The organism is Mesorhizobium sp. M0862 (genome assembly GCF_040319795.1).
In the GTDB taxonomy this organism is placed as follows: Bacteria; Pseudomonadota; Alphaproteobacteria; order Rhizobiales; family Rhizobiaceae; genus Mesorhizobium.
In genome coordinates this window covers 117,376-143,588 of record NZ_JAMYOJ010000008.1, presented here as the reverse complement: position 1 = coordinate 143,588, position 26,213 = coordinate 117,376, and the positions used below count along the sequence as shown (strand labels likewise).

Sequence of the window (26,213 nt, the reverse complement as noted above, 5' to 3'; positions counted from 1 at the left end):
GGCTAGCCAAGCAGGAGGAGGAGGACGCCATGACGGTTAAGGCAATTCTCGAGAGAAAAGGCCATGACGTGTTCACGCTCGGGCCGAATGTAAAGCTCAGCGAAGCCATTCGAATCCTGGCCGACCACAAGATCGGTGCACTGGTCATCACCAATGGCGATCGCAAGATCGTCGGCATCCTTTCCGAGCGTGACATCGTGCGGGTCGTCGCCAGGGAAGGCGCTGCCGCACTTGATATAACGGTACGCTCGGCGATGACGCCGAAAGTGAAGATCTGCAACGAGAACCACACGGTCAACGAGGTGATGGAGATCATGACCAAAGGCCGTTTCCGCCATCTGCCGGTGGAAAAGGACGGGCTGCTCGACGGTATCGTGTCGATCGGCGACGTGGTCAAGCGCCGCATCGAGGATGTCGAGCGCGAGGCCGACGAGATCAGGGCCTATATCGCAACGGCCTGACCTGACGAAAGGACCGCCGACCGAATACCGGCCGGCGGCGTTCATTCATCGGTTGCCGAGCGGCCGAAAAGGGCTGAAAAGGCCAGCCCACTGCTCTGCGCTGCTTTGGGCGCTTGTCTCGCGAAGCGGTTTGCACTAGCGAAGACCGATACCCAAATTCGCGAAAATCGCAGTTTTCGCGAGCCAAAAGCGCAGGCCACCATGACCCTTATCGATACCCGCACGCCCGATGCCAAACGTTTTATTCCCGGCGCTACCGGCGATTGGGAGATCATCATCGGCCTCGAGGTTCATGCGCAGGTGACCTCGGAAGCAAAGCTGTTTTCCGGGGCGTCGACGACTTTCGGCGCGGCGCCCAACGCCAATGTCAGCCTCGTCGACGCGGCCATGCCCGGCATGCTGCCGGTCATCAATGAGGAATGCGTCAAGCAGGCGATCCGCACCGGCCTCGGATTGAAGGCGCAGATCAACCACAAGTCGGTGTTCGACCGGAAAAACTATTTCTATCCCGACCTGCCGCAGGGCTACCAGATATCGCAGTTCAAGCAGCCGATCGTTGGCGAAGGCACGATCGTCATTTCGGTCGGTCCCGACCGGCAGGGCGAGTTCGAGGACATCGAGATCGGCATCGAGCGCCTGCACCTGGAGCAGGACGCCGGCAAGTCGATGCACGACCAGCATCCGACCATGTCCTATGTCGATCTCAACCGCTCCGGCGTGGCGCTGATGGAGATTGTCTCCAAGCCGGACATGCGCTCCGCCGACGAGGCCAAGGCGTATGTCACCAAGCTGCGCACCATCGTGCGCTATCTCGGCACTTGCGACGGCAACATGGACGAAGGCTCGATGCGCGCCGACGTCAACGTCTCCGTTCGCAAGCCCGGCGGCGAATTCGGTACGCGCTGTGAGATCAAGAACGTCAATTCGATCCGCTTCATCGGCCAGGCCATCGAGTTCGAGGCGCGCCGCCAGATCGCCATCCTCGAGGATGGCGGCAAGATCGATCAGGAAACCAGGCTGTTCGACGCCGTCAAAGGCGAGACGCGCTCGATGCGCAGCAAGGAAGAGGCGCATGACTACCGGTACTTCCCCGATCCCGACCTTTTGCCGCTGGAATTCGATCAGGCCTATGTCGACGCGCTGGCCAAGGAGTTGCCGGAACTGCCCGACGACAAGAAGGCGCGCCTGATCTCTTCACTTGGCCTGTCGACCTACGACGCCTCGATCCTGGTGTCGGAAAAGCCGATCGCCGACTATTTCGAGCAGGTGGCCTCGGGCCGCGACGGCAAGCTTGCCGCCAACTGGGTCATCAATGACCTGCTCGGCCAGCTTAACAAGGCCGGCAAGGACATTGAAAATGCTCCTGTAACACCGGAGCAGCTCGGTGCCGTGATCGACCTGATCAAGGAAGGCACCATCTCCGGCAAGATCGCCAAGGATCTGTTCGAGATTGTTTGGAACGAGGGCGGCGATCCGCGCCAGCTGGTGGAAAGCCGCGGCATGAAGCAGGTCACCGACACCGGCGCCATCGAGAAGGCGGTCGACGAAGTCATCGCCGCCAACCCCGACAAGGTCGAGCAGGCTCGCGCCAAGCCGACCATGGCCGGCTGGTTCGTCGGCCAGGTGATGAAGGCCACCGGCGGCAAGGCCAACCCGCAAGCGGTTAACGATCTGGTCAAGGCCAAGCTCGGTATCGAATAGAATGTTCGTCCGCACCGCCAGCGAACGTGACCTTGCTGCCGTCCGCGCGCTGCTGGTCGAAACCTGGCACGCAACGTACGACACGATCTATGGCGCCGAGCGGGTGACCGAAATTACCGACGACTGGCATTCGATCGCCTCGCTCAAGGCGCGGCTGACAAGGCCGAACTCGGAATTCCTGGTCGCCGATGACGGCAAGCGTATCGGCGGCATGGCTTTTGCCGCCGCAACGACGGATACGAAGATCGTGCTGCTGAACCAGCTCTATGTACTGCCGGCCTGCCAGCGGCAAGGCATCGGCCAGGCCTTGCTGGACGAGGTCGAAGCCAGCTTTCCCGAGGCGAACAGGTTGCGCGTCGAGGTGGAAGAGGCCAACGTGCCGGCCATCGCCTTCTACCGTTCGAAGGGATTTTTGCCGGTCGGCAGCACCGCCGATTGCGGCGGCGGTTCGGGGTTGCCGGCGCTGATCTTCGAGAAGCCGCTGGGATAGGCGTCCGACGAAACGTTCAGTGCTGTCCCTTCAGCACGACCAGATAGCCGCGTTCCACCGGCTGCCGGAAGGCGATCTGTTCGGATGTGCCCGGATCTTTCGATTGCTTTTCGATGACGTAGCCGCCGGGATGAGACTTGAGCCATTCCTCAGGCTTGTCGGCGTTCTCGAATGGCTTCTCTATTCGCCCAAGGAAACCGACCTCGCCCTGATAGTCGTAAGCGACGGCCCAGTCCGCGTCCTTTCGTTCGTCGATGAAGCTCGCCAGCGGCGTGAGATCGTAGCGTTTGAACACGGTTGCCGAGGCGGCGGCGTGGCCGATGGCGAAAAGGGCAAGCATGACAAAGGCCGTAGCCCTCAGCCTGGCGACTGAAATCTCGGCCATGAAGTAGCCCAGCAGAATGGTCGCGAATGGTAGTGCCGGCACGACATAGTGCGGCTGCTTGCCGGATATGGCGCTGAAGACCAGCAGCACCGCAATGAACGAGAACGACAGCAGGCGCAGGGCACGCAGATCCGGGGATTTCGTGCCGATCAGGCTGCGTATCCGGGCAGCCGGCTTCAGCCGCCACACCGGGGGGATAAAGGCCCAGGGCACGAACATGAGCGGCAACAGCATCAGGTAAAAGTAAAACGGCCGGCCATGCGAATTGTGCAGGCTTCCGGTAACCCGACCTGCCGACTGGTTCCACACGAGATCGTAGACGAAACTGCCCTTGGTCAGGATGGTCGCGGGCGCCAGCCATATGGCGACCGGGACAAGGGCGGCGAGAATTGCCAGGCCGGCTCCGGCAAAGAACTGCAAAGGGGCAAGGCCGGCTCGCCGGTCACGCCAGAGAGGATAGAGCAGGACGGGCGCGCCGATGTGAATGAGCACGACCGGGCCTTTGGCCAGCACGCCGAGCCCGATGAACAGACCCGCCAGCACCGCCTGCCACCGGTTGCCGGTCCTGGCGAAGGCCAGCAACGACAGCAGTGCGGCGACCACACAAGCCGTCAAAAGCATGTCGAACAGGATCAGGGTCGAATAGATGACAAAGACGGTGCTGCCGGCCACCAGCCAGGGGATGCGACTGGCAATGTCCGGGCGCTCGGGAAACAGGGTTTTGGCCAGAAGTGTCGTCAGCCAGATGACCAGCGACGAGGCGGCGAAGATGACGAGCATCGCCGCCGCGCGGCTCACACCGAAGATGTTCCAGACGAGATCGATGAGCCAGAACAACAGCGGCGGCTTCTGCAGATAGGGCGCAAAGTTCATCGTCGGTACGAAGACATGTCCACCGAGATACATCTCCCAGGCGACGCTGAGATAACGCGTCTCATCGACCGGCAATAGCGGACGAAAAGCGAGCGCGATGCAAAGCAGGGCCAGCAGGAAGAGGTAAGGCAGCAGCCGTTCAATTCGTGTCGGTATCAAGTTCGGGGACCGCCCAGGAAATGGTTTCCACGTCCGGTCGTGCACGATGCACCGTCTCCGGACCGGAGCAGAACCGCACCATGATTTTGGCCGAATTGCAACGATGCCGGCTTGGTATTGTGGATTACGCCTGCGTACCGGCAAATAGTTGAAAAATCTGACGATTGGCTCCGAGTATGGCTTCAGGCCGAGCGCAGCGGCGGCGTCAATTCGCGCATCAGGAGTTCCAGCTCTCGCTGGTCGCCAGTGGCGGTCTTGTCGAAGATCGTCGCCAGCTGTGATTTGACGGTGCCGTCCGAGACGCCGCTGGCAGCCGCGATTTCACGCCGTGTCAGCCCGGCGGCGACATGGCCGGCGACACGCTTTTCCGCTGCGGTCAGTCCGAACAGCGCAGCGATCGCTTCCAGCGCCGGCACTGATGCGGCGCCGGCGGCGGCAATGAAAATGGCCGCGGCGGCGCGCGGCGATATGCGGGCCGAAATGTCGCGTCGCGCCAGAGGCATGACATGCGCCACCGCCGGAGACATGGCCTTCACCAGCGGAATGTTGATGCCGGACGGTCCGAGCGCGAATTCGTCGCGCGTGCCGAGCTGGACGGCGCGGCCGATGGCGGTGTTGGCGTTGGCATAAGCGAAGGACAGCTGGCCGCGCACCGAGGACACTGAGGCGGTTTCGGTGAGCAGGGCTTCGGCTGCCGGATTGGCGAAAATGATCTGCATATCGTCGGCGACGATCAGCACTGGATGGTCGAGGCTCTCAAGGATCGAGCGAAAGATGTCGGCCTTGCGCCGCTCGGCCTCGAACAGGTCGCCGATGGTCACCGCACGCCGGACATGGGGGGCGAGCCTGGACATCAGGTCGATATCCCTGGCTGAAATCTGGGGCCTGTCCTTGTCGGTAACCACCATCAGCGTGCCGGTGCGCGCCGGCTGCTTCATCAGCGCTACCCAGAAGAAATCGTCGAGACGGTTGGGTTCCACCCACTCGCGCACGATGCGGCTTTCGAGCCAGTTCTGGCGGGCGTCAGGGCCTTGCAGGGCGTAGACGCTGTCGACGGTGAACGGTATGTCGACTTCCATCTTCGGCACCGCCTTGAAAAAGGGCACCTCGCAGGCGTAGTCGCGCTGCAGCGGCTCAAGCAGAACCGGATCGCCGCAGGAAGTCGAAAACCGGGCCGAGTTTCTCGCCGTATCGACGACCGCCAGCATGGCAAGCCGGCCGAGCGCCAATTTGCAGATTGATTCAAGCGTCGATGGCCAACGGCCGACATCGACAATCGAATCGTAGATTGCCTCGACGATCTGCGGCAGGGCGCGACCGACTATGTTGGCCTGGACAGACACGTAGAGCCTCGTAAGGATTGCAGCGTAGTGGCAGGTCACACACTGTCTCTGCCTGGGGTCGCACACAACATAGCCGGCTTGGTTACGTCTGTGAAACGTCTCACAGCGGCGTTCGGTGTATCGTGAGCGCTTACGGGCTGGCCAGAACGTACCTGATGAGCCGTTGTCTAAGAGCGCTCGGGCCGCTCTGCGATACAAATCAAAGTGAACGGAATTGGAATTTTTCAGGGAATAAATGAGTAAACTTCCACATTGTCGATCAACCTGGTTCTGCCAAGCCACGCCGCGGCAAGCAGGCGGCCATCGCCGTCACGCCGCCACGAGGTGAGCGTCAGGCTCTCGCGCGCGGCGACATAGTCGACGCTGTCGAAGCCTGCCTCGAGAAGCGCGGCAGTGGCTTTACCGGTCACGCCGTTTTCATCGGCACCGGCCGCGAGCGCTGCCGCCGTCTGGCGCAAGATGACATTGAGCTGTCGCGCGACGTCGAGCTCGGCGGCGTCGAGATAGGCGTTGCGCGACGACATTGCCAGGCCATGCGCATCGCGCACGGTTGGCGCGCCGACGATTTCCACCGGAAGGTCAAGATCGCGGCAGAGCTTTCGGACGACGCAAAGCTGCTGGTAGTCTTTTTCGCCGAAGATGGCGTAGTCGGGCAGGGCTTGCAGAAAGAGCTTGGCCACGACCGTGGCGACGCCCTCGAAGAAGGTCGGCCTGAAATCCGATTCCAGGCCAGAAGACGGGCCGCCGACCGAAATCTTCGTCGCAAAGCCTGCCGGATACATCTCGGAAACCGTAGGCGTGAAGGCAAGCTGTGCGCCGGCCTCGGTCAGCCGGTCGAGATCGCGGGCCAGCTGACGCGGATACTTGTCGAGATCTTCAGTGGGGGCGAACTGGGCCGGGTTGACGAAGATCGAGACGACGCAGCGATCGGCCGTTGCGAGCGCGGCCCCGACCAGCGAGATATGGCCGTCATGCAAAGCGCCCATGGTCGGCACCATGGCGACGCTCAGGCCTTCGCGCCGCCATTCGCGGATCTGCGCGCGAAGGCCGGGCACGGTGTCGACGACGAGCGGCTGGCTTATGGGGGGCCGGTTCATGCCTTGTCCTTGTCGCTCGCGGCTGAAAAGACGTGGCCCGGCCCGGGGAAGGTGCGGCTGCGCACCTCCGCCGCATAACGCGCCGCGGCATCGGCGACCGCGCTGCGCAAATCGGCGTATTCCTTGACGAATTTCGGCACCCGGTCGACCGTCAGGCCGACCATGTCGTCGATGACCAGGATCTGGCCGTCGCAATCGCGGCTGGCGCCGATGCCGATGGTGGGAATGGCAATGCGCCGGGTGAGGTCGGCGGCAACGGTCTCGACCGTGCCTTCGATGACCAGCGAAAACGCGCCGGCCTTTGCGACCGCGTCGGCGTCGCGCATGAGCGCGGCCACATTCTCCGGCGTGCGGCCCTTGATCTTGTAGCCACCGTCCTTTTCCACCGATTGCGGCTGCAAGCCGATATGGCCCATCACTGGAATGCCGGCCGCGACGATTGCGGCGATCTGGAGGGCGACGTCGACGCCGCCTTCCAGCTTCACCGCCTGGCAGCCGGTTTCCTCAGAGATGCGGCGCGCCGAGGCAAGGGCTTGCGCGGCCGAAGTCTCGTAGCTGCCGGCCGGCATGTCGACCACCACGCAGGCCTTTGCCGAGCCGCGCATCACGGCCTGGCCATGGACGATCATCATTTCCAGCGACGCGCCAAGCGTGGTCTTGTGGCCATGCAGCACCATGGCAACGCTGTCGCCGACCAGGAGAAGGTCGACATGATCGTCGAGCAGGCGGGCGACGGGATAGGTGTAAGCGGTAAGGCATACGACCGGCACGCCGCCCTTGCGGGCGCGTATTGTCTCCGCACTGATCCTGGCGACAGCTAAGGCCATTCCTCACCTCCCGCAGCCGGCGTTGACTACAGCGCCGCGCGTCCCGTGGACGCGCAAAGGACGCTGTAGCACTTGGGTTGCGCATGATCCTTTCCGAAAATCGATTTCGATTTTCGGGGTCATGCGGCAGCGCCGGGCGATGAGAGCTTTAGGAAGACGCAGCCGGCTTGGCAAGCGTCGGTTCGCAGGTGCGAAATGGATCGGCCAATGACCGAGCGTTTCGGCATGCCGTCAGTGCCGCAGGCGCCGCAAAACCCTTGCCTTCGCCAAGGCCTGACGCCATAAGCAGGGACAGCCACCGCCGCGCGCCCGCGAGGATCTGAATGAAAACTTTCCTTCTGCAGTTTTTCACCTGGTGGAACCGCCAGACGCTGGGAACCCGTTTCCACACCTGGCGCCACGGCAACAAGGTCGGCCAGGATGGGGCCGGCAACGTCTACTACGAAGGCGGCGTCGATTCGGAAGGCCGCACCCGCCGCTGGGTCATCTACGCCAATTATTCGGAGGCGTCGGCGATCCCTCCGGGCTGGCACGGCTGGATGCATCACCGCGTCGATGTGGCGCCGCCAAGCGATGACTATCGGCCGCGCGAATGGGAAAAGGCGCATGAGCCGAACCTCACGGGAACACCGGCGGCTTATCGCCCAAAGGGTTCCGTGCTCACCAATCAGCACCGTCCGCAGGTGACGGGCGACTACGATGCGTGGACGCCTGGTTCTTGACCGCCGGCCGGTCCTTTGTCGCCACAATTGGCGTTTAGCTGCTTGCTGATATGACAACGGCGAATAGCCTTGGGCGTGACAGAATCACCCGGGCCCAAACCACCGGTATCTCCGCATGAACATTTTCAGCCTGACATCGATGGCCGGACTGGCGGCAATTGCCGCTGTCGCCATGTTCCCGACAGCGTTTGCCGCGGCGCAGGCGCCTGCGGCAGCACCCGCAATCTCCGATCGCATCACCAATCCGGTCGCCGAATTTGCCGGCATCGACAAGATCACCGGCCGTATCATCACCTTCGATGTCTACATCGACGAAACCGTGCAGTTCGGCGCTTTGCAGGTGACGCCGCGCATCTGCTATTCGCGGCCGGAGAATGAAGAGCCGAAGACCGATTCCTTCGTCGAAGTCGACGAAATCACGCTCGACCGCAAGATCCGCCGCATCTTCACCGGCTGGATGTTCGCCGAGAGCCCCGGCCTAAACGCCGTCGAGCACGCCGTCTATGACGTCTGGCTAAAGGGCTGCAAGCAGAAGTCGGATGTGCCGCCGCCCGACGCGGCCAATGCCGAGACGCCCAAGGTCGACACGTCCAAGCCAAAGCCCGCCGCTGCTCCGGCCGCCGAACAGCCGGACCCCACGGAGCCTGACGCGACCAACACCAACTGATCCTCCGGAACCGTCATGGCCACCATGCGTTGGGCCATGGACGACCGCGCATTTGCGCGCTTGGAGGATATTCTGATGTCGGACAGCAAACGGATCACGGCCAGCAAAGACGACCTGCTCGAACTCGAAAAGGGGTTCTGGACGGGCGACGAAGCTTACTACGCCGCCAATGTCGACACAGAATGCCTGGTAGCATTTCCTGAGATGGCACAGGCAATGGACAATGCCGATCTGGCCAAGACCGCGACCAAGCCCAACCGCTGGCGCGACCTTCAGATCGACCTCAAGGGTATCATCGAGCCCGGCAGCGACATTATCATGCTGACCTATGAGGCTCATGCGACACGAGAAAACGGCGAGCCCTACGCCGCGTTGGTCAGCACCGGCTATGTTCATCGTGTCAACGGCTGGAAGATGATGTTCCATTCGCAGACGCCGATGGAAACCGCGAAGGGCTGACCCCTTTCACCGGTCGAGCCGGCTCGGCCGCTCGGTCTCCGGTCAGGGATAAAAAACGGCTTCGCCCTTCAGCGCGTCGGCCAACATCTTCTCGTATTTGACGCGCGGCACGTCGACCGCGCCGAAGCGTTTGAGATGCTCGGTGGTGAATTGCGTGTCGAGCAGGGCAAAGCCGCGCGCCTTCAGCCGCTCGACCAGATGATACAGGCAGGTCTTGGACGCGTCGGTTTCCCGGGCGAACATGCTTTCGCCGAAGAACACGCGACCGAGCGAGACGCCATAGAGGCCGCCGACCAGCCGTTCCTCGCGCCATGCCTCGACCGAATGGCAGTGCCCCAGACGGTGCAGCTCGATATAGGCTTCGCGGATCGGCGCGTTGATCCAGGTCGAGCGGCGCTCCTCGCGCTTTTCGGCGCAGCCGTCGATCGTCGCCTCGAAATCGAAATCGAAGCGGATGTCGAACGGGTGCTTGCGGATCGTCTTCTTCAAGCTCTTCGGCGTGTGGAAGCCATCGAGCGGTATGATGCCGCGCGTCTCCGGCCGCACCCAGAACACTTCCGGGTCGGAAGCGCTCTCGGCCATCGGGAAGACGCCCGAGGCATAGGCCTTGAGCAACAGGTCGGTCGGAATGCGATAGCCGGGAGCGTAAGGACGGGTCATCGCGGCATCATAGCGGCAAGTCGGGCGCTATTCCTCTTTGGCCAGATACTTTTCCAGCCAGTGGATGTCGTAGTCGCCATTGGCGATATCGGCATTGCCGACCAGGTCGCGGAACAGCGGCAGCGTCGTCTTGATGCCGTCGACGACGAACTCGTCGAGCGCCCGCCGTAGCCGCATCATGCATTCGACGCGGTTGCGGCCGTGCACGATCAGCTTGCCGATCAGGCTGTCATAATAGGGCGGGATCTTGTAGCCGGAATAGACACCGGAATCGACGCGGATGCCGAGACCGCCAGGCGTGTGGAAATGTGTAATCGTGCCTGGCGAAGGCGTGAAGGTGCGCGGGTCCTCGGCATTGATGCGGCATTCTATGGCGTGGCCGTTGAACTTGATGTCCTCCTGGCGCACCGAAAGCCCGCCGCCGGAGGCAACGCGGATCTGTTCGTGGACGAGATCGATGCCGGTGATCGCCTCCGTCACCGGATGCTCGACCTGCAGCCGCGTGTTCATCTCGATGAAGTAGAACTCGCCATTCTCGTACAGGAATTCGATGGTGCCTGCGCCGGAGTAGCCGAGGTCGGCGATGGCCTTGGCACAGATATTGCCGATGCGGGCGCGCTCCTCGGCGTTAAGGGCCGGCGAGGGCGCCTCTTCCCAGACTTTCTGGTGGCGGCGTTGCAGCGAACAGTCGCGCTCGCCGAAATGCACGCCGCGGCCGGCGCCGTCGCCGAATACCTGCACCTCGATGTGGCGCGGCTTTTCCAAGTATTTCTCGATGTAGACGGCATCGTCGCCGAAGGCGGCTCCCGCTTCCGTGCTCGCTGTCTGCAAGGCGATCTCAAGGTCAGCCTCGGTAAGGGCGACCTTCATACCGCGCCCGCCACCGCCTGCCGATGCCTTGATGATCACGGGATAGCCGATCTCGGCGGCAATGCGCCTGGCTTCCTTTTGATCGGTGACGGCGCCGTCGGAGCCCGGCACAACCGGAATGCCGAGCCGCTTTGCGGTGCGCTTGGCCTCGATCTTGTCGCCCATGATGCGGATGTGGTCGCCCGACGGGCCGATGAAGGTGATGTTGTGGGCGGCGAGAATGTCGGCGAACTTGGCGTTTTCCGACAGGAAGCCATAGCCCGGATGCACGGCATCGGCGCCTGTGATCTCGCAGGCTGCGACGATCTGGTGGATGTTGAGATAGCTGTCGCGCGACGGCGGCGGACCGATGCACACGCTTTCGTCGGCGAGCCTGACATGCATGGCGTCAGCGTCGGCGGTCGAATGCACGACCACGGTCTGGATGCCGAGTTCCTTGCAGGCGCGCAGCACCCGAAGCGCGATTTCGCCGCGGTTGGCGATGAGGATCTTCTGGAACATCCGGCCCGCTCTACTCGATCACGACGAGCGGCATGCCGTACTCGACCGGCTGGCCGTCCTCGAACAGGATCGCCGTCACCGTGCCGGCGCGCGGCGAAGGGATCTGGTTCATCGTCTTCATCGCTTCGATGATCAGCAGCGTCTGGCCTTCCTTGACCTTCTGGCCGACTTCGATGAAGGCCTTGGCGTCGGGCGAGGGCGCGAGATAAGCGGTGCCGACCATCGGCGAGGGGACCGCGTTCTTGGACGGATCGGCCACTGCTGGTGCGGCAGCCGCGCCCGCCGCGGGCTGCTGCGCTGCCGGAGCATAACCGGCCTGCGGTGCGGCGATGGCGTGGACGGCCGGCGCCTGGCGCGATACGCGCACCTTCAGGTCGCCGAGCTCGACTTCGATCTCGGTGAGATTGGTGTCGTTCAGTATGCCCGCCAGATCGCGGATCAGTTGCTGGTCAACACCGGTCTTCTTTATCGACATTTTCGAGCCTTCTGTTTGTGGGCCGGTCATAGGCGTGCCGCCAGCGCCTGCAGCGCCAGCGAGTAGCCAAGCGGCCCGAACCCGCAGATCATGCCGACAGCGACCGGCGCGACCATGGAGACGTGGCGGAATGGTTCCCGCGCGTGGATGTTGGAGAGGTGAACTTCGGCGACGGGCAGCGGCGCGACAGCGCGGATGGCGTCGTGAATGGCAATCGAGGTGTGGCTGTAGGCACCCGGATTGATGACGATGCCGGCTGCCTTGTCGCCGGCTTCCTGGATCCAGTCGACGAGGTCGCCCTCATGGTTCGACTGGCGAAAATCAATCTCGAGGCCAAGCGCGGCGCCCGCCTGCTTGCAGTCGTCGGCGATCGCGGCAAGCGTCTTGCCGCCATAGATGCCCGGCTCGCGCTTGCCGAGCGCGTTCAGGTTGGGGCCGTTCAGGACGAAAATCGTTTTCAAAAATGCCGACCTTTTCCGACGCCGGCCTCAAGCCGGCGCGCAGGGCCTTCTATAATGGGCATAGCCGCCCGCGGAAAGAGCACAAGTGCGATCTTTCACTGTCCACAACAGGCGGAAATGTGCCCGTGAGAAATAGGCTCGCGTGCAAGATCAGAGCGCGGCTTTCGCCGCCTCGATCTTTTCAGCCAGCACTTCCTGGCCGAGCGCCCCGAACACCACCTCATTGCCGACCACGTAGGAAGGCGTTCCGGTGATGGCCAGCTTGTTGGCGAGGTCGAAGGTCTTGGAGAAGGCCTCGGTGATGGTCGGGTCCTTCATCTTCTCGCGCAATTTCGCCTCATCGGCGCCTAGCGACAGCGCAACCTTGATGGCCGCCGCCTCGGTGGCGCGGCCCTGGCCGCCGAGCAGGGCGTTGTGGAACTCGCCGTATTTCTCCGGATGCATCAGGTGAAAAGCCATCGAGACGACGCTGGCCTTTTGCGAATCCGGCCCGAGGATCGGGAATTCCTTGAGCACGAAGCGCAGCTCCGGATCGGCCTTTGTCAGAGCCTGCATGTCGTCGATGGCGCGTTTGCAGAAGCCGCAATTGTAGTCGTAGAATTCGACGATGGTGACCTTGCCCTTCGGATTGCCGACGACGCCGTCGAAGGTCGAGTTGAAAATCTCGGACTTGGCCTTCTCGATGACGCCGAGGCTGGCTATGCGCTGCTCTTCCTTCTGCTTGGCCTCGAGCGCCTCCTGCACTTCGAGCAGCACTTCGGGGTTCTTCAGGAGATAGTCGCGGATAATGCCCTCGACCTCAGTGCGATCGATCTTGGTGTCGGCAGAGGCGGTCTGCACGGTCTGCGCCGTGCCGGCCTTGGCCACCTGCGGACTGCCGGCGACGAACCCGAAAGCGAGCATGGCAAGAGCAGCCGCCACTCCCGTCGTGCCGAGCAATATTGCCTTGTTCATCGTCTCATCCTCTTTACCGGTTCCGGTCTATCCTAGTCGCCGCGGGCGACCGGAAGGTTCATTTCTTGAGTTTGCCTGAAGGGTTGTAGTTTATGATGTCCTGCGCCCGAATCCAGCCGGGCTCGCCGCGCTTCAAGTCTTTTTGCGCGCGCATGGCGAAAATTTTCGCATTCGTGTAATCGCCGGAATAAAAGTGGCCCTCGGCGGTGGCGAGTTCCGCCGCCGGAATGTTGCCAAGCTCGCCATAGGCCTGGGCGAGATAGCGGTATCCGACCGTGTTTTCCTTGTCACGCCCGAGACCGTTGTTGATCTGCACCACCGCCTTCTTCAGCGAGTCGGGCGTGCCGATGGCCATCAGCGCCTGGCCGAGGGAAACGGGCAACAGGCCCGACCTCACCGGATCGAGGCTGACCGCCTTGGCATAGGCGTCCGCGGCGTCCTTGGGCTTGTTGGCCTTCATCAGTATGTCGCCGCGCATTTCCTGGAAGTAGGGGTTCTTCGGCTGTTCCTTGATCAGTGCATTGGCCTTGGTCAGCGCCGCACCCAGATTGCCGTAGAGATAGGCCATCTGCGCTTCGCCATAGCGCGAGGCGAGGCTGCCCGGGGCTTTCCGGATCAGCCGCGTGGCGGCGGCCTGGCCGCCCATATAGGCGGCGATCTTGATGCGCATCATGTCGTGCCGCTGCTGCAGTGCCGGCGGATCGACCTTGTCGACGTTAGGGCTCTGCTTGACCAGCACTTCGAGATTGGCGATGCGCTCCTGCGGCATCGGGTGGCTGATGCGGTAGGGATCGACCTGCGTGCCGGAAAGCGACAGCGCGCTCTGGAAGCGGGCGAAGGTCTTCAGCATGCCCATGCCGGACTGGCCGGTGGCATTGAGATAGGTGATGGCAGAGCGGTCGGCGGTCGACTCTTCGGTGCGCTGGTAGGCAAGAATGCTGCGCTGCGCCATCTCGCCGCCGCCCGCGGCGACACCCATGCCGGCGCCGGCAAGGCCGCGGCTGTTGGTGGTGGCGCCGGCAACGATGGCGCCGGCGCCAAGCAGCGTGGCGATGATGGCCATGGTCTTGGCGCGCTCGAGCTGGTCGCGCAATTTCTGCTGATGGCCGCCTGCGATGTGGCCGGCCTCATGGGCGATGACGCCGATGATCTCGTTGGGCGTTTCGGCCTGCATCAGCGCGCCGGTGTTGATGAACAGCCGGCGCCCGGTAACGAAGGCGTTGAAGCTCTGATCGTTGACCAGAACGATATCGACACCGTCATTGGCAAGACCGGCCGCCTTGAAGATCGGCCGCGCATAGTCGCGCACCAGCGCCTCGATCTCGGCATCGCGCACGACCGGCACCGCCTGGGCGAAGGCCGTCACCGAGCCGGTGACAGCGACGGCGGCGGCAAGCAAAAGCGTCGCGAAGCCGCGCGCTGTCTTCCCGATGGAAGATTTGGACATCGTTGATTTGGGTCGGCTCAGCATGAGGTCCACTGGTAAACGAGCGCGCGAACGATGAAAAGTCACGGCACCGAAACTAGGCGAACTTGTGATCCTCACATCAATCGGGCATTTGTGCGGCGCTGCCGCCGGTTGATGGCTTTGAGCGGCGGGCCGGACGGAAAGATTGAGGTCAAATGGTAGTTTCGCTGTCGCGCCGCGGTGAAGTCGAGCCGTTTCACGCCATGGACATTCTGGCCGAAGCCAACCGGCTGAAGGCGACGGGCGTGCCTGTCGTCTCCATGGCCGTCGGCCAGCCATCCGATCCGGCGCCCGTGGGCGTGAGGGAAGCAGCCGCAAATGCGCTGAGGATCGGACGCATCGGCTATACCGACACACTCGGTCTGGCGGATCTGCGCAAGGCGATCGCCACGCATTATGGCGACCATTACGGGATCGATGTCGCGCCGAACCGGATCGCCGTGACCACGGGATCGTCGGCCGCCTTCAATCTGGCATTCCTGGCGATGTTCGATCCCGGCGACCGCGTCGCCATCGCAGCACCCGGCTATCCGGCCTACCGCAACATCATGGCCGCGCTCGGTATCCAGATCGTCGAGATCGAGCTCGGCAGCGACGCCTATCTTCATGCCGAACATTTGAAATCGGCGCACCGGGAAAAACCGCTGAAGGGTGTGTTGTTCGCCAGCCCGGCCAATCCGACAGGTGCGGTCATTCCCGTCGACGAGTTGTCGGCACTGGTGCGGACAGCCGAAGAACTCGGCATCGCGGTGATTTCGGACGAAATTTATCACCGGCTGGCCTATGCCGCGCCCGACACCACGGCGCTGGCCCATGGCTCAGGCGTGACGGTGATCAATTCCTTCTCGAAATATTATTGCATGACCGGATGGCGCATCGGCTGGATGGTGCTGCCGGAAGCTCTGGTGAGGCCGATCGAACGCATCGCCCAGAGCCTCTACATCTCGCCGCCGGAACTGTCGCAGATCGCGGCGATCGAAGCCTTCAAGGCGGCGGAAGAGCTGGAAGCAGTGAAGGCGCGCTATGCCTGGAACCGCGAGCTGTTGATGCGGCGCCTTCCGGAACTCGGATTTCCCTTGGCGGCGCCGATGGACGGTGCCTTCTACGCTTTCTGCGATGTCACCCGGCATACCAATGACAGCATGGCCTTTGCGCGCAAAATGCTGGCCGAAGCGCATGTGGCGGCGACGCCCGGTCGCGATTTCGATCCGCTGGCAGGACACCGCACGATGCGCTTTTCCTATGCCGGCAGCCATGACGACATGGTCGATGCGATGGCGCGCATCGAGCGCTGGCTGAAATAGCGGGGACGAGCATGCCGGATCTTGAACAAACGCTGGCCGACATCGCCGCCGAGATGGCCGAGCGCTCCGATCGCGGCGAGGTCGCCACCTACATTCCGCAGCTCGGCAAGGTCGATCCGAAGAAATTCGGCATTGCCGCCGTGACCAATGACGGCCGCGTGCTGGTCGCCGGCGACGCCGACCAGGCGTTTTCGATCCAGTCCATCTCCAAGGTGTTTACGCTCACGTTGGCGCTCGGCAATGTCGGCGACGCGCTGTGGCAGCGTGTCGGACGCGAGCCGTCGGGCAATCCGTTCAACTCGATCGTGCAGCTCGAGCATGAGAACGGCATTCCGCGCAATCCGTTCATCAATGCCGGCGCCATCGTCGTCTCCGACATACTGCTTGCCGGCCACCAGCCGCGCGAGGCGATCGGCGAAATCCTGCGCTTCATCCAGTTCCTTGCCGATGACGAAGCGATCATCATCGACCGCGAGGTCGCGGCTTCCGAACGCGCCACCGGCTATCGCAACTTCGCGCTTGCCAACTACATGAAATCCTTCGGCAATCTCCACCATGCACCGGAGCTGGCGCTGGGCGTGTACTTCCACCATTGCGCCATCGCCATGAGCTGCCGGCAATTGGCGCTGGCCGGCCGCTTCCTCGCCAATGGCGGCAGAAACCCGGCAACCGGGCACTCCGTGGTGTCTGCCGAGCGGGCGCGGCGCATCGGCGCCATGATGCTGACCTGCGGCCACTATGACGGTTCCGGCGATTTCGCCTTCCGTGTCGGCATTCCCGGCAAAAGCGGCGTCGGCGGCGGCATATTGGGGATCGTGCCGGGTGTGGCTTCACTCGCCGTATGGTCGCCGGGCTTGAACGCCAACGGCAATTCCAAGCTGGGGTCGATCGCCTTGGAAAAACTGGCCAGGATGATGAACTGGTCGATTTTCGCCCCCTGATGCTTTCCGCCATTCGCGCATGAAAAAATCCCGCGCCGTGGTTTGAACGGCGCGGGATTTTTGTCAGGAACCTATCTTAATCGGCTGAATAGCTTAGAAAAAGCCCTTCCGCTGCCACCAGCCGGCGCGCTTCGGCTTTTCCTCGGCCTTTGCCTCGTCGGCAACGCTGGAGGAAACCACCGGCACCGCGGAGGTATCCGCGGCCACGGCTTTGCGCCGTGACGGGCGAGCCTTGGCGGGCTCGTCGTCGACGGTCGTTTCCGTGGCGGCATCGGCCGCAGCGGGGGCGGCTGCTTCGACGGCAGCTTCCGGTGCAGCCTCGGCCGCCGTCTCATCGGCGACTTCCACCACAGCCTTCTTTGCCCTTGAAGCGCGCTTCTTCTTCGGCTTTTCGGCTGGAGCGTCGTCGTTCGCCGCGGCGGGAGCCGCTGCTTCTTCAACCGCTACGGCTGCTACGGGCTCGCTTGCGGCCGTTCCGACTTCAGCGGCCTCGGCCACCGAGGCGGTTTCGCCGGCTTCGGTCTCCGTGCCGTCTTCGCGACGATTGCGCTTGCCGCCGCGCTTGCCGCGACGGCGCTTCTTGCCCTGGGCGTCATCTGATGCTTCCACCGTTTCGACGGCGCCAACCTGGGCTTCGTCTTGCTGTGTTGCATCGTCACCGCCTGGTTCAGCGGCAAAGTCGTCGCTTGCCGCCGAAACCGAAGCACCTTCGGCGCCATGCTCGCGATCGCCATGTTCGCGTTCGCGATCCTTGCCGCCGCGCCGCCTGCGGCGCTTGCGACGCTTGCGATCGCGGCCTTCGCCGTCCTCAGCCGATCTCGGCTGCTGCTGCTGCGACTGCGGCTGCGCCTGGCGCGGCTGCTCGGCCTGTACCACAACCTCGTCGTCTTCCTCCTCGATGACGATCTCGTCCTCGGGCTCTTCCGGCTCGACATAGGCCGGGAAGGTTCGCGCTTCGACAAAGCCTTCCGGCTTTTCGGCAATGGCGCCGCGGAAGATCGCGTAGTGCTGCACACCCACCGTATCATCGGCCTCGACGGTGATGGTCAGGCCAAAGCGGCTTTCGAGTTCCACCAGCGTGCCGCGCTTGTGGTTGAGCACATAGAGAGCGGTCGCCGCCGGGGTCCGCACCGTGATGTGGCTGCGCGAATCCTTGAGCAGGAATTCCTCGATCGCCCTCACCACCATCAGCGCCACCGACGAATCGGAGCGCACATGGCCGGTGCCGCCGCAATGCGGGCAGGGCTTCATGGTCGATTCCAGCACGCTGGCGCGGATGCGCTGGCGCGACATCTCCATCAGGCCGAAATGCGAGATGCGGCCGACCTGGATGCGAGCTCGGTCGTTCTTGAGGTGATCCTTCAGCCGCTTCTCGACGGAGCGGTTGTTGCGGTTCTCCTCCATGTCGATGAAGTCGATGACGATCAGGCCGGCGAGATCGCGCAGCCTCAATTGCCTGGCGACTTCTTCCGCCGCTTCAAGGTTGGTGTGGAGAGCGGTGTCCTCGATCGAGTGCTCCTTGGTGGAGCGGCCCGAATTGACGTCGATGGCGACCAGCGCCTCGGTCTGGTTGATGATGATGTAGCCGCCGCTCTTCAGCGTCACCTGCGGCTGCAGCATGCGGTCGAGCTGCGCCTCGATGCCGTTGCGCACGAAGATCGGCGTCGTGTCGCGGAACGGCTGAACCACCTTGGCGTGGCTCGGCATCAGCATGCGCATGAAATCCTTGGCCTCGCGGTAGCCTTCCTCGCCGGAGACAAGAATCTCGTCAATATCCTTGTTGTAGAGGTCGCGCACCGAGCGCTTGATCAGGCTGCCTTCCTCATAGACGAGGGCAGGGGCGGTGGATTGCAGCGTCAGATTGCGGACGTTTTCCCAAAGCCGCATCAGATATTCGTAGTCGCGCTTGATTTCCGCCTTGGTGCGGCTTTCGCCGGCGGTGCGCAGGATGACGCCCATGCCCTGCGGCACTTCGAGATCGGCAACGACCTCCTTGAGGCGCTTGCGGTCGACCGCACTGGTGATCTTGCGCGAAATGCCGCCGCCGCGTGCGGTGTTGGGCATCAGCACGGAATAGCGGCCGGCAAGCGACAGATAGGTGGTGAGCGCCGCGCCCTTGTTGCCGCGCTCTTCCTTGACCACCTGCACCAGCAGAATCTGCCGGCGCTTGATGACTTCCTGAATCTTGTACTGGCGGCGCACCGGCTTGCGGCGGCTGCGCACCTCTTCCAGCGCATCCTCGGCGCCTACGGATTCGATCTCGTGGTCGTCCGGATGCGAGGACTGCACCTCTTCCAGCATGCCGCGGTCATTGTCCTCGGAGGTGGCTTCGCCACTTGCCTCGCTGGACGACCTTTCGTCACCCGGCTCCGCCGCAGGGACAGCTTCGGAGATCACATCCGCTTCGACGCTTGCCGCGATCGATGTCGGGCCGCCTTCCGACGGTTCGGTCCCGGATGTCTCGGCGTCGGAGGCTTCGCTGTCGCCATGCCCGGCATGATCGTCATGCCCGCCGGTATTGGCCGCGGCATGCTCGGAAGCAGGCGCTTCGGAGACGGCATCGCTGCCGGCATCGCCATGTTCGCCGTTCTCATCATCGGCGCCGGCGTCGCGCTTGTGTTCGCCGCGCTCACGACCCTTGCCGCCGCGCCGGCGGCCGCGCCGGCCGCGATCGCGGCTCTGGCGGTCGTCGCCGTCATTGTCCTCGTTCTCCTCGTCCTCGGCTTCCTGCGCTTCAGCGCGCAGCAAAGCCTGACGATCGGCGACCGGGATCTGGTAATAGTCGGGGTGAATTTCACTGAAGGCGAGGAAACCGTGACGGTTGCCGCCATATTCGACAAAGGCTGCCTGAAGGGAAGGTTCGACGCGCGTTACGCGGGCGAGATAGATGTTTCCTTTGAGCTGCTTCTTGTCCTGAGATTCAAAGTCGAATTCTTCAATACGGTTACCGCGGATAACGACAACGCGTGTTTCCTCCGGGTGGGAGGCGTCTATCAGCATTTTGTTGGGCATTATTTCGTTTCCTCCCGGCAGCCGTCAGCCGCAGCTTGCGAGGCAAAGCCCGCTGCTGCGTGTCTGGGATGTGGGTGCCGGATGTCTGAATGTCCGCCGGACGCCGCTTGAGCGCCATGGCGGTGCCGCCCGCTGCCACAATGGCGCGGTTTGATGCGGACCTTTCCATGATTGCGCTTGAAGCCATCGTCACCAGCAGAACCTTTTGAACCAAAGCCCGGACGAACCGGACCAGCTTGTTTGCTCATACAGAGCCGGCACGGGAACAAACCCGGCCGTTTTCCTCACGCAGGCGATTCCCCCGCCACGGGCGCACACCTGCGAAATTCGTCGCGATCACCTGAAGCCTTTTCGCGGGAAGCGAAAGGAGCCGCCTTTCATCTGACCTGTAGCAGGAAGCTGCGGGAGAAGCGGTTCCAGGATTGCAGTGATCCACCATCGCTTTTATGATTTGACGGGGTGGAAGGCAACCCCGATTTCGGATGCCGGCAAAAAGCAGTGCCGTAACGGAAGCACAGGCCTTAATCCTCAATGAAAAGGCTTGGTTAACCTTCTCTGGATACCAATCGTTAATCGAGTCTGCGGCCTGACCGGCATTTCGACCAACCACGCGGGCGCAAGGCGCCAAACCAGGAGCGACTGCAAAGAAATGGGACTGGCGGGCACCACAGACAAGGGCCATGGCCATGCAGGCCGTTTCCTGCGCGCTGCCGGTGTGCTGTTGCTGCTGGCGCTTTGCCTTGCTTTTGCGCCGGTTTCACGCGCCGCCGATGCGCCACTCGGCGCCACCGCCTACAAGATGGCCGGCGACGCAACCAAGATGCGCATCGTCATCGATTTCGACCGCGAGCCCGACATCAAATGGTTCCTGCTGCGCGCCCCCAACCGGCTGGTCGTGGACCTGCCGCGCACCCGATTCGCCATCGGCGCGAAGGACGCCAAGGCCCGCGGCCTGGTCAAGGCGGTGCGTTATGGCGATCAGGGCGAGGGATCGCGGCTGATCCTGACCGGCAAGGGGCCGTTCTCGGTCGACAAGCTCGAGGTGCTCAAGAACGAGGACGGCGCAGGCTATCGCATCGCCATCGACATGTCGGCAGCCTCCGACCGCGAGTTCGACGAAGCCCTTGCCAACCAGGCGCTGACCACCGGCTCGACCGTCTCCACCGACAAGGGCTCCAGGGTCGGCACAGGGCCGATCTCCAATCCCGGGCATCGCTTCACCATCGTCATCGATCCCGGCCATGGCGGCATCGACGGTGGCGCCGAAGGCCTCAACGGCACCATCGAGAAGAACGTGACGCTGGCCTTCGCCACCGAACTGCGCGACAAGCTCGCCGCCGTCGGCAACTACGACGTGTTCATGACGCGCGATACCGACGAGTTCCTGCGGCTCGATGACCGCGTGCGCATCGCCCGTCAGCACGAGGCCGACCTTTTGATCTCGATCCATGCCGACACGATCAGCGTCAAGGGTATCAGAGGCGCCACCGTCTATACCGTCTCCGACAAGGCATCCGACCCGGAAGCGCAGGCGCTTGCCGACCGCGAAAACCTCTCCGACCAGTTCGCCGGCATGGTGATCAAGGACGACAACAAGGAAGTCACCGACATACTGATCGACCTGATCCGCCGCGAGACGCATAATTTCTCGATGAGCTTTGCCCACACTCTGGTCGGCCAGTTGTCCACCAGCGTCGGCCTGATCAACAATCCGCAGCGCTCGGCCGGCTTCAAAGTGCTGAAAGCGCCCGATGTGCCGTCGGTGCTGGTCGAACTCGGCTATCTCTCCAACGCTAAGGATGAGGCGCAACTGCTCGACGCCGACTGGCGCGGCAAGGCGGCGCAGAGCATCACCAACGCCGTCGCCCTGTTTGCCTCCGCCAAGATGGGAACGGGAACCGGAGGCTGAGATGGTCGCCGCCGCCCACGACCGGAGGCAGCGTTGCACGGGGACAACACCAGGCGCTTTTATTTCCGGTGGGGGATGCCGAAACCGGGCACTGCCGTATTTTGCCCACATGGTGGCGACATGGGTTTTCCATCACGGATCGGGACAGTTGCGAAGGCTTGCGCGAAAGGCGGCTTCGTCTAGGAAATTCCCGGACCTCGGACTGGAGCGGGCATGATTCGTCTTATCGGGTATTTCTTTGGTATCGGCACGACGCTGGCGCTTATCGTCGCCGCGGGCGTGGCGATATACATCAGCCATCTGTCGAAAGACCTACCCGACTACGAGGTGCTGGCCAAGTACGAGCCGCCGGTGACGACCCGCATCCATGCTTCCGACGGCTCGCTGATGGCCGAATATGCGCGCGAACGGCGGCTCTATCTGCCGATCCAGGCGGTTCCGGACCGGGTCAAGGCGGCGTTCCTGTCGGCCGAGGACAAGAATTTCTACAACCATCCCGGCATCGACATCACCGGGCTCGGCCGCGCCATCTACGTCAACCTGCAGAATCTTGGTTCGGGCAGGCGCCAGGTCGGCGCCTCGACCATCACCCAGCAGGTGGCGAAGAACTTCCTCTTGTCCTCGGACCAGACCTACGAGCGCAAGATCAAGGAGATGATCCTGGCCTTCCGCATCGAGCAGGCCTATTCGAAGGACCGCATCCTTGAGCTCTACCTCAACGAAATCTTCTTCGGCTTCGGCGCCTATGGCGTTGCGGGCGCGGCACTGACCTATTTCGACAAGTCGGTCAACGAACTCACCGTCGCGGAAGCCGCCTATCTGGCGTCGCTGCCGAAGGGGCCCAACAACTACCATCCCTTCAAGCATGCCGACCGCGCCATCGAGCGCCGCAACTGGGTCATCGACCAGATGGTCGAGAACGGCTACGTGACGCGCGAGGAAGGCGACAAGGCCAAGGCCGAGCCGCTCGGCGTGACTCCGCGCCGCAACGGCTCTTATTTGTTTGCGGGCGAATATTTCACCGAGGAAGTGCGCCGCCAGATCATCTCGCGCTATGGCGAGAACGCGCTCTATGAGGGCGGCCTTTCGGTGCGCACGACACTCGATCCGAAGATCCAGCTCATCGCCCGCAAGTCGATGCAGAACGGCTTGCTCAAATACGACACGCTGCGCGGCTATCGCGGACCGGTGACGCATATCGATGCTTCCGGCGACTGGGGCGTGGCGCTGGGCAACGTCAAGGGGCTGGAAGACGTGCCGGAATGGTCGCTTGCCGTCGTGCTCGACAGCTCCGCGACCGGCCTTTCCATCGGCCTGCAGCCGACGCGGCAGATTTCGGGCGATATCGTCAAGGAACGCATCGAAGGCGCCGTCAGCAAGGAAGACATGAGCTTTGCCATGCGCCATGTGGTCGATGGCAAGACGGTCAAGGCCAAGTCTCCGGCCGATGTACTGCAGCCCGGCGACGTCATCTTCGTGCAGAAGAACGAAGGGTCGGAAGGCGCCTACACGCTGCGCCAGGTGCCGGAAGTGGAGGGCGGCCTGATCGCGATGGATCCGCATACCGGCCGCGTGCTGGCCATGGTCGGCGGCTTCTCCTATGCGCAGTCGGAGTTCAACCGTGCCACGCAGGCGATGCGCCAGCCGGGATCGTCCTTCAAGCCGATCGTCTATTCGGCCGCGCTCGACAATGGCTATACGCCGGCCTCGGTGATCATGGACGGACCGATCACCATCCAGAGCGGCACCACGACCTGGACGCCGAAGAACTATGACGGCACGGTGGCCGGCCCCGCGACCTTGCGCTCCGGTATCGAAAAGTCGCGCAATTTGATGACGGTGCGGCTCGCCAACGACATGGGCATGAAGCTGGTGGTGGAATATGCCGAGAGGTTCGGCGTCTACGACCATCTGGCGCCGTATCTGCCGATGGCGCTGGGCTCCGGCGAGACGACGGTGATGCGCATGGTGTCGGCCTATTCGATCATGGCCAATGGCGGCAAGTCGATCAAACCCTCGCTCATCGACCGCATCCAGGACCGCTACGGCAAGACCGTGTTCAAGCAGGACGAGCGCGGCTGCGAAGGCTGCAATGCGCCCGAATGGAACAACCAGTCCGAACCGGAACTGGTCGACAATTCCGAGCAGGTGCTCGATCCGATGACCGCCTACCAGATCACCTCGATGATGGAAGGCGTGGTCCAGCGCGGCACGGGCGCCACCATCGCCGAGCTTGGCCGCCACATCGCCGGCAAGACCGGAACGACCAATGACGAGAAAGACGCCTGGTTCATCGGCTATACGCCGAACCTCGTCGTCGGCCTCTACATGGGTTACGACACGCCGCGCGGTCTTGGCCATGGCGCCACCGGCGGCGGTCTGGCGGCGCCTATCTTCAAGGACTTCATGCGCGTTGCGCTGGACGGCACGCCCAATGTCGACTTCAAGGTGCCGGAAGGCATGAACATGGTCGCCATCAACCGCAAGACCGGCATGCGTGCCGCGTCGGGCGATCCCGGCACCATCATCGAAGCCTTCAAGCCCGGCACCGGCCCCGCCGACAGCTATTGGGTGATCGGCATGGGCGCCGACGGGTCCAACGGCGCCGGCGGACCGCTATCGCCACAGGCTACGGAAGCCATCCAGGCACCCGGCGGCGGACTCTACTGACGACCTGATTTTTTACGTCGAATGGGCTGGCTTGTTGAGCCGGCCCATTTCGCTTTACAGGCAGCAATGCCGTGCCTATGTATCGCGCCGACCCAAGCGCCACTTCAAAAACAGGACAGAACAACCAGCCATGCGCGCGGAAACGCAGAATATTGTCGACGAGATCAGGCAGGCGATCACCCTGCTGAGGAGGCATCTTTGACTGGGATCAGGCCATAAAGCGGCTTGAATACCTGAACGTGCGCGCCGAGGATTCCAGCCTCTGGAATGATCCGCTGGAAGCGCAAAAGCTGATGCGCGAGCGCCAGGGCCTCGAAGACGGGATCGCCGGCGTCAAAAGCCTGACTCAGGCGCTGGAAGACAATATCGGCCTGATCGAACTGGGTGAGGAAGAGGGCGACCAGAGCGTGATCGCCGAGGCGGAAGCAGCCCTCCGCTCGATGCAGGGCGAGGCCAAGGCCCGCCAGGTCGAGACGCTGCTGTCGGGCGAGGCCGACGCCAACGACACCTATCTCGAAGTCCATGCCGGCGCCGGCGGCACCGAGAGCCAGGACTGGGCCTCGATGCTTCTGCGCATGTACACGCGCTGGGCCGAGCGTCGCCGTTTCAAGGTCGAAGTGCTGGAAGTCCATGACGGCGAAGAGGCCGGCATCAAGTCCGCCACGCTCCTGATCAAGGGCCACAATGCCTATGGCTGGCTGAAGACCGAGTCGGGCGTTCATCGCCTGGTCCGCATTTCACCCTATGACAGCAATGCGCGCCGCCACACGTCCTTCTCCAGCGTCTGGGTCTACCCGGTCGTCGATGACAGGATCGAGATCGACGTCTCGGAATCCGATGTACGCATCGACACCTACCGCTCATCCGGTTCGGGCGGCCAGCACGTCAACACCACGGACTCGGCGGTTCGCATCACCCATATCGCCACCGGCATCGCGGTTGCCTGCCAGGCCGAACGCTCGCAGCACAAGAACAAGGCGAAGGCCTGGGAAATGCTGCGCTCGCGCCTTTACGAGGAAGAGCTGAAGAAGCGCGAAGCGGTGGCCAATGCCACAGAAGCGTCGAAGAGCGACATCGGCTGGGGTCACCAGATTCGTTCCTATGTGCTGCAGCCCTACCAGTTGGTGAAGGACCTGCGCACCGGCGTCGAGAGCACCAGCCCGTCGAGCGTGCTCGACGGCGACCTCGACGACTTCATGGAAGCCTCGTTGTCGCAGCGCATCGAGGGCGGTGCCGGTGAAGCCGTGGCCGACCTCGACTAGGATATGTTCATATTCAGCTGAGGCCGGCCTGCGAATGGATGATACCTGCGCTTCCGCCACTTTCGACTCGGCTGACTTGAATAAGAACATCCCTTGGCGGGGGAGCGAAGGAGGAACCATGACTCGCAGGCTCACCGGCAAATGCTTTTGCGGCACGGTTCAGTATGAAGTGGCGGACGAGTTCGTCTAATGCCGCGATCTGCCATTGTTCGAACTGCCGGCGCACCACAGGTTCCGCCTTCAAGCCCTTCGCCGGCATCGAGCGCGAGAAACTTGCCCTTGCCGAAGGGCATCACGGGCTCATCCATTTCGGCGATGGCAGCGGCCACGATGCGCATTGCAGCCGCTGCGGCTCGTTGCTGTATTCGCTGGTCCGCGACGGCGCCTATGTCCATGTCGCCATGGGCACGCTGGTCGACGATCCGACGATCCGGCCGACCGCGCATATTTTCGTCGGCTCCAAGGCGCCATGGTTCACCATCGCCGACGACTTGCCGCAATATGAAGGGCATGTGATCGCCGGTCCAGACGACGTATAGGCT

The 26,213-nt window shown here is 62.9% G+C and carries 22 protein-coding genes and 1 pseudogene; 12 read left to right on the top strand and 11 right to left on the bottom strand.

Annotated features, from left to right (window positions below):
* Window positions 1-29: 29 nt before the first annotated feature.
* From NKI15_RS14720 to NKI15_RS14710, 3 genes are all read left to right on the top strand, one after another.
* Window positions 30-461 carry a CBS domain-containing protein gene (locus NKI15_RS14720; RefSeq protein ID WP_023667498.1) on the top strand — a complete coding sequence of 144 codons (432 nt, stop codon included), beginning with the start codon at window positions 30-32 and terminating at the stop codon, window positions 459-461.
* Between the two features lie 201 nt (window positions 462-662).
* A complete protein-coding gene (gene gatB / locus NKI15_RS14715; RefSeq protein ID WP_023715796.1) occupies window positions 663-2,162 on the top strand; it encodes an Asp-tRNA(Asn)/Glu-tRNA(Gln) amidotransferase subunit GatB in 1,500 nt (499 codons plus the stop codon).
* Window position 2,163: 1 nt separating this feature from the next.
* Window positions 2,164-2,652: a GNAT family N-acetyltransferase gene (locus NKI15_RS14710; RefSeq protein ID WP_023702477.1), complete on the top strand. Its 489-nt coding sequence runs from the start codon at window positions 2,164-2,166 to the stop codon at window positions 2,650-2,652.
* Window positions 2,653-2,668: 16 nt separating this feature from the next.
* Here NKI15_RS14710 and NKI15_RS14705 read toward each other — a convergent pair whose 3' ends face one another.
* From NKI15_RS14705 to panB, 4 genes are all read right to left on the bottom strand, one after another.
* The gene (locus tag NKI15_RS14705) at window positions 2,669-4,069 is read right to left on the bottom strand and encodes an ArnT family glycosyltransferase (RefSeq protein WP_352545890.1); all 1,401 of its coding nucleotides are present in this window, start codon (window positions 4,067-4,069) and stop codon (window positions 2,669-2,671) included.
* 182 nt (window positions 4,070-4,251) lie between these two features.
* Window positions 4,252-5,412, bottom strand: coding sequence for a helix-turn-helix transcriptional regulator (locus tag NKI15_RS14700; RefSeq protein WP_023706621.1), 1,161 nt, complete (start codon window positions 5,410-5,412; stop codon window positions 4,252-4,254).
* 224 nt (window positions 5,413-5,636) lie between these two features.
* Complete coding sequence (gene panC, locus NKI15_RS14695; protein WP_023706622.1) at window positions 5,637-6,494, bottom strand: pantoate--beta-alanine ligase; 858 nt, start codon at window positions 6,492-6,494, stop codon at window positions 5,637-5,639.
* Between the two features lie 11 nt (window positions 6,495-6,505).
* Window positions 6,506-7,336, bottom strand: coding sequence for a 3-methyl-2-oxobutanoate hydroxymethyltransferase (gene panB, locus NKI15_RS14690; protein WP_352514868.1), 831 nt, complete (start codon window positions 7,334-7,336; stop codon window positions 6,506-6,508).
* 323 nt (window positions 7,337-7,659) lie between these two features.
* Between panB and NKI15_RS14685 the strand changes: the two genes are divergently transcribed.
* From NKI15_RS14685 to NKI15_RS14675, 3 genes are all read left to right on the top strand, one after another.
* A complete protein-coding gene (locus NKI15_RS14685; RefSeq protein WP_023667491.1) occupies window positions 7,660-8,058 on the top strand; it encodes an NADH:ubiquinone oxidoreductase subunit NDUFA12 in 399 nt (132 codons plus the stop codon).
* Between the two features lie 115 nt (window positions 8,059-8,173).
* Window positions 8,174-8,725: a DUF2155 domain-containing protein gene (locus NKI15_RS14680; RefSeq protein WP_023741414.1), complete on the top strand. Its 552-nt coding sequence runs from the start codon at window positions 8,174-8,176 to the stop codon at window positions 8,723-8,725.
* 75 nt (window positions 8,726-8,800) lie between these two features.
* Window positions 8,801-9,184, top strand: a complete 384-nt coding sequence (locus NKI15_RS14675; protein ID WP_023667489.1) for a hypothetical protein — start codon at window positions 8,801-8,803, stop codon at window positions 9,182-9,184.
* Between the two features lie 42 nt (window positions 9,185-9,226).
* Here the strand turns inward: NKI15_RS14675 and aat are convergent, their stop codons facing one another.
* The 6 genes from aat to NKI15_RS14645 all read right to left on the bottom strand — a co-directional run bounded on the left by aat (window position 9,227) and on the right by NKI15_RS14645 (window position 14,576).
* Window positions 9,227-9,844, bottom strand: coding sequence for a leucyl/phenylalanyl-tRNA--protein transferase (aat, locus tag NKI15_RS14670; protein ID WP_023688381.1), 618 nt, complete (start codon window positions 9,842-9,844; stop codon window positions 9,227-9,229).
* A 27-nt stretch (window positions 9,845-9,871) separates the two neighbouring features.
* The gene (accC, locus tag NKI15_RS14665) at window positions 9,872-11,215 is read right to left on the bottom strand and encodes an acetyl-CoA carboxylase biotin carboxylase subunit (RefSeq protein WP_023681497.1); all 1,344 of its coding nucleotides are present in this window, start codon (window positions 11,213-11,215) and stop codon (window positions 9,872-9,874) included.
* Between the two features lie 10 nt (window positions 11,216-11,225).
* On the bottom strand, window positions 11,226-11,690 hold the full coding sequence (gene accB, locus NKI15_RS14660) for an acetyl-CoA carboxylase biotin carboxyl carrier protein (RefSeq protein WP_023681496.1): 465 nt from the start codon (window positions 11,688-11,690) through the stop codon (window positions 11,226-11,228).
* A 26-nt stretch (window positions 11,691-11,716) separates the two neighbouring features.
* Window positions 11,717-12,151 (bottom strand): type II 3-dehydroquinate dehydratase, encoded by a 435-nt coding sequence (gene aroQ / locus NKI15_RS14655; RefSeq protein ID WP_023667485.1) that lies wholly within the window; start codon window positions 12,149-12,151, stop codon window positions 11,717-11,719.
* A 150-nt stretch (window positions 12,152-12,301) separates the two neighbouring features.
* On the bottom strand, window positions 12,302-13,105 hold the full coding sequence (locus NKI15_RS14650; RefSeq protein ID WP_023667484.1) for a DsbA family protein: 804 nt from the start codon (window positions 13,103-13,105) through the stop codon (window positions 12,302-12,304).
* A gap of 58 nt (window positions 13,106-13,163) precedes the next feature.
* Complete coding sequence (locus NKI15_RS14645; protein ID WP_023691221.1) at window positions 13,164-14,576, bottom strand: M48 family metalloprotease; 1,413 nt, start codon at window positions 14,574-14,576, stop codon at window positions 13,164-13,166.
* A gap of 152 nt (window positions 14,577-14,728) precedes the next feature.
* On the opposite strand from NKI15_RS14645, the gene NKI15_RS14640 reads away from it, so the two are divergent.
* On the top strand, window positions 14,729-15,877 hold the full coding sequence (locus NKI15_RS14640; protein WP_023715790.1) for a pyridoxal phosphate-dependent aminotransferase: 1,149 nt from the start codon (window positions 14,729-14,731) through the stop codon (window positions 15,875-15,877).
* Window positions 15,878-15,888: 11 nt separating this feature from the next.
* Window positions 15,889-16,818, top strand: a complete 930-nt coding sequence (locus NKI15_RS14635; RefSeq protein WP_023715789.1) for a glutaminase — start codon at window positions 15,889-15,891, stop codon at window positions 16,816-16,818.
* Between the two features lie 93 nt (window positions 16,819-16,911).
* Here NKI15_RS14635 and NKI15_RS14630 read toward each other — a convergent pair whose 3' ends face one another.
* Window positions 16,912-19,830, bottom strand: coding sequence for an Rne/Rng family ribonuclease (locus tag NKI15_RS14630; RefSeq protein ID WP_352514869.1), 2,919 nt, complete (start codon window positions 19,828-19,830; stop codon window positions 16,912-16,914).
* 649 nt (window positions 19,831-20,479) lie between these two features.
* Here NKI15_RS14630 and NKI15_RS14625 point away from each other — a divergent pair.
* The 4 genes and pseudogenes from NKI15_RS14625 (at window position 20,480) to NKI15_RS14610 (ending at window position 26,210) form a co-directional block, all read left to right on the top strand.
* Window positions 20,480-21,739 (top strand): N-acetylmuramoyl-L-alanine amidase, encoded by a 1,260-nt coding sequence (locus tag NKI15_RS14625; RefSeq protein WP_023751013.1) that lies wholly within the window; start codon window positions 20,480-20,482, stop codon window positions 21,737-21,739.
* A gap of 213 nt (window positions 21,740-21,952) precedes the next feature.
* Entirely contained in the window at window positions 21,953-24,409 is a 2,457-nt protein-coding gene (locus NKI15_RS14620; protein ID WP_023751012.1) for a penicillin-binding protein 1A, read from the top strand.
* A gap of 130 nt (window positions 24,410-24,539) precedes the next feature.
* A protein-coding gene (prfB, locus tag NKI15_RS14615) for a peptide chain release factor 2 (protein WP_155922402.1) occupies window positions 24,540-25,671 on the top strand; the annotation gives its coding sequence in 2 pieces (ribosomal slippage) (window positions 24,540-24,605 and window positions 24,607-25,671; 1,131 coding nt in all).
* 118 nt (window positions 25,672-25,789) lie between these two features.
* Window positions 25,790-26,210, top strand: a pseudogene (locus NKI15_RS14610) (GFA family protein).
* Window positions 26,211-26,213 lie beyond the last annotated feature (3 nt).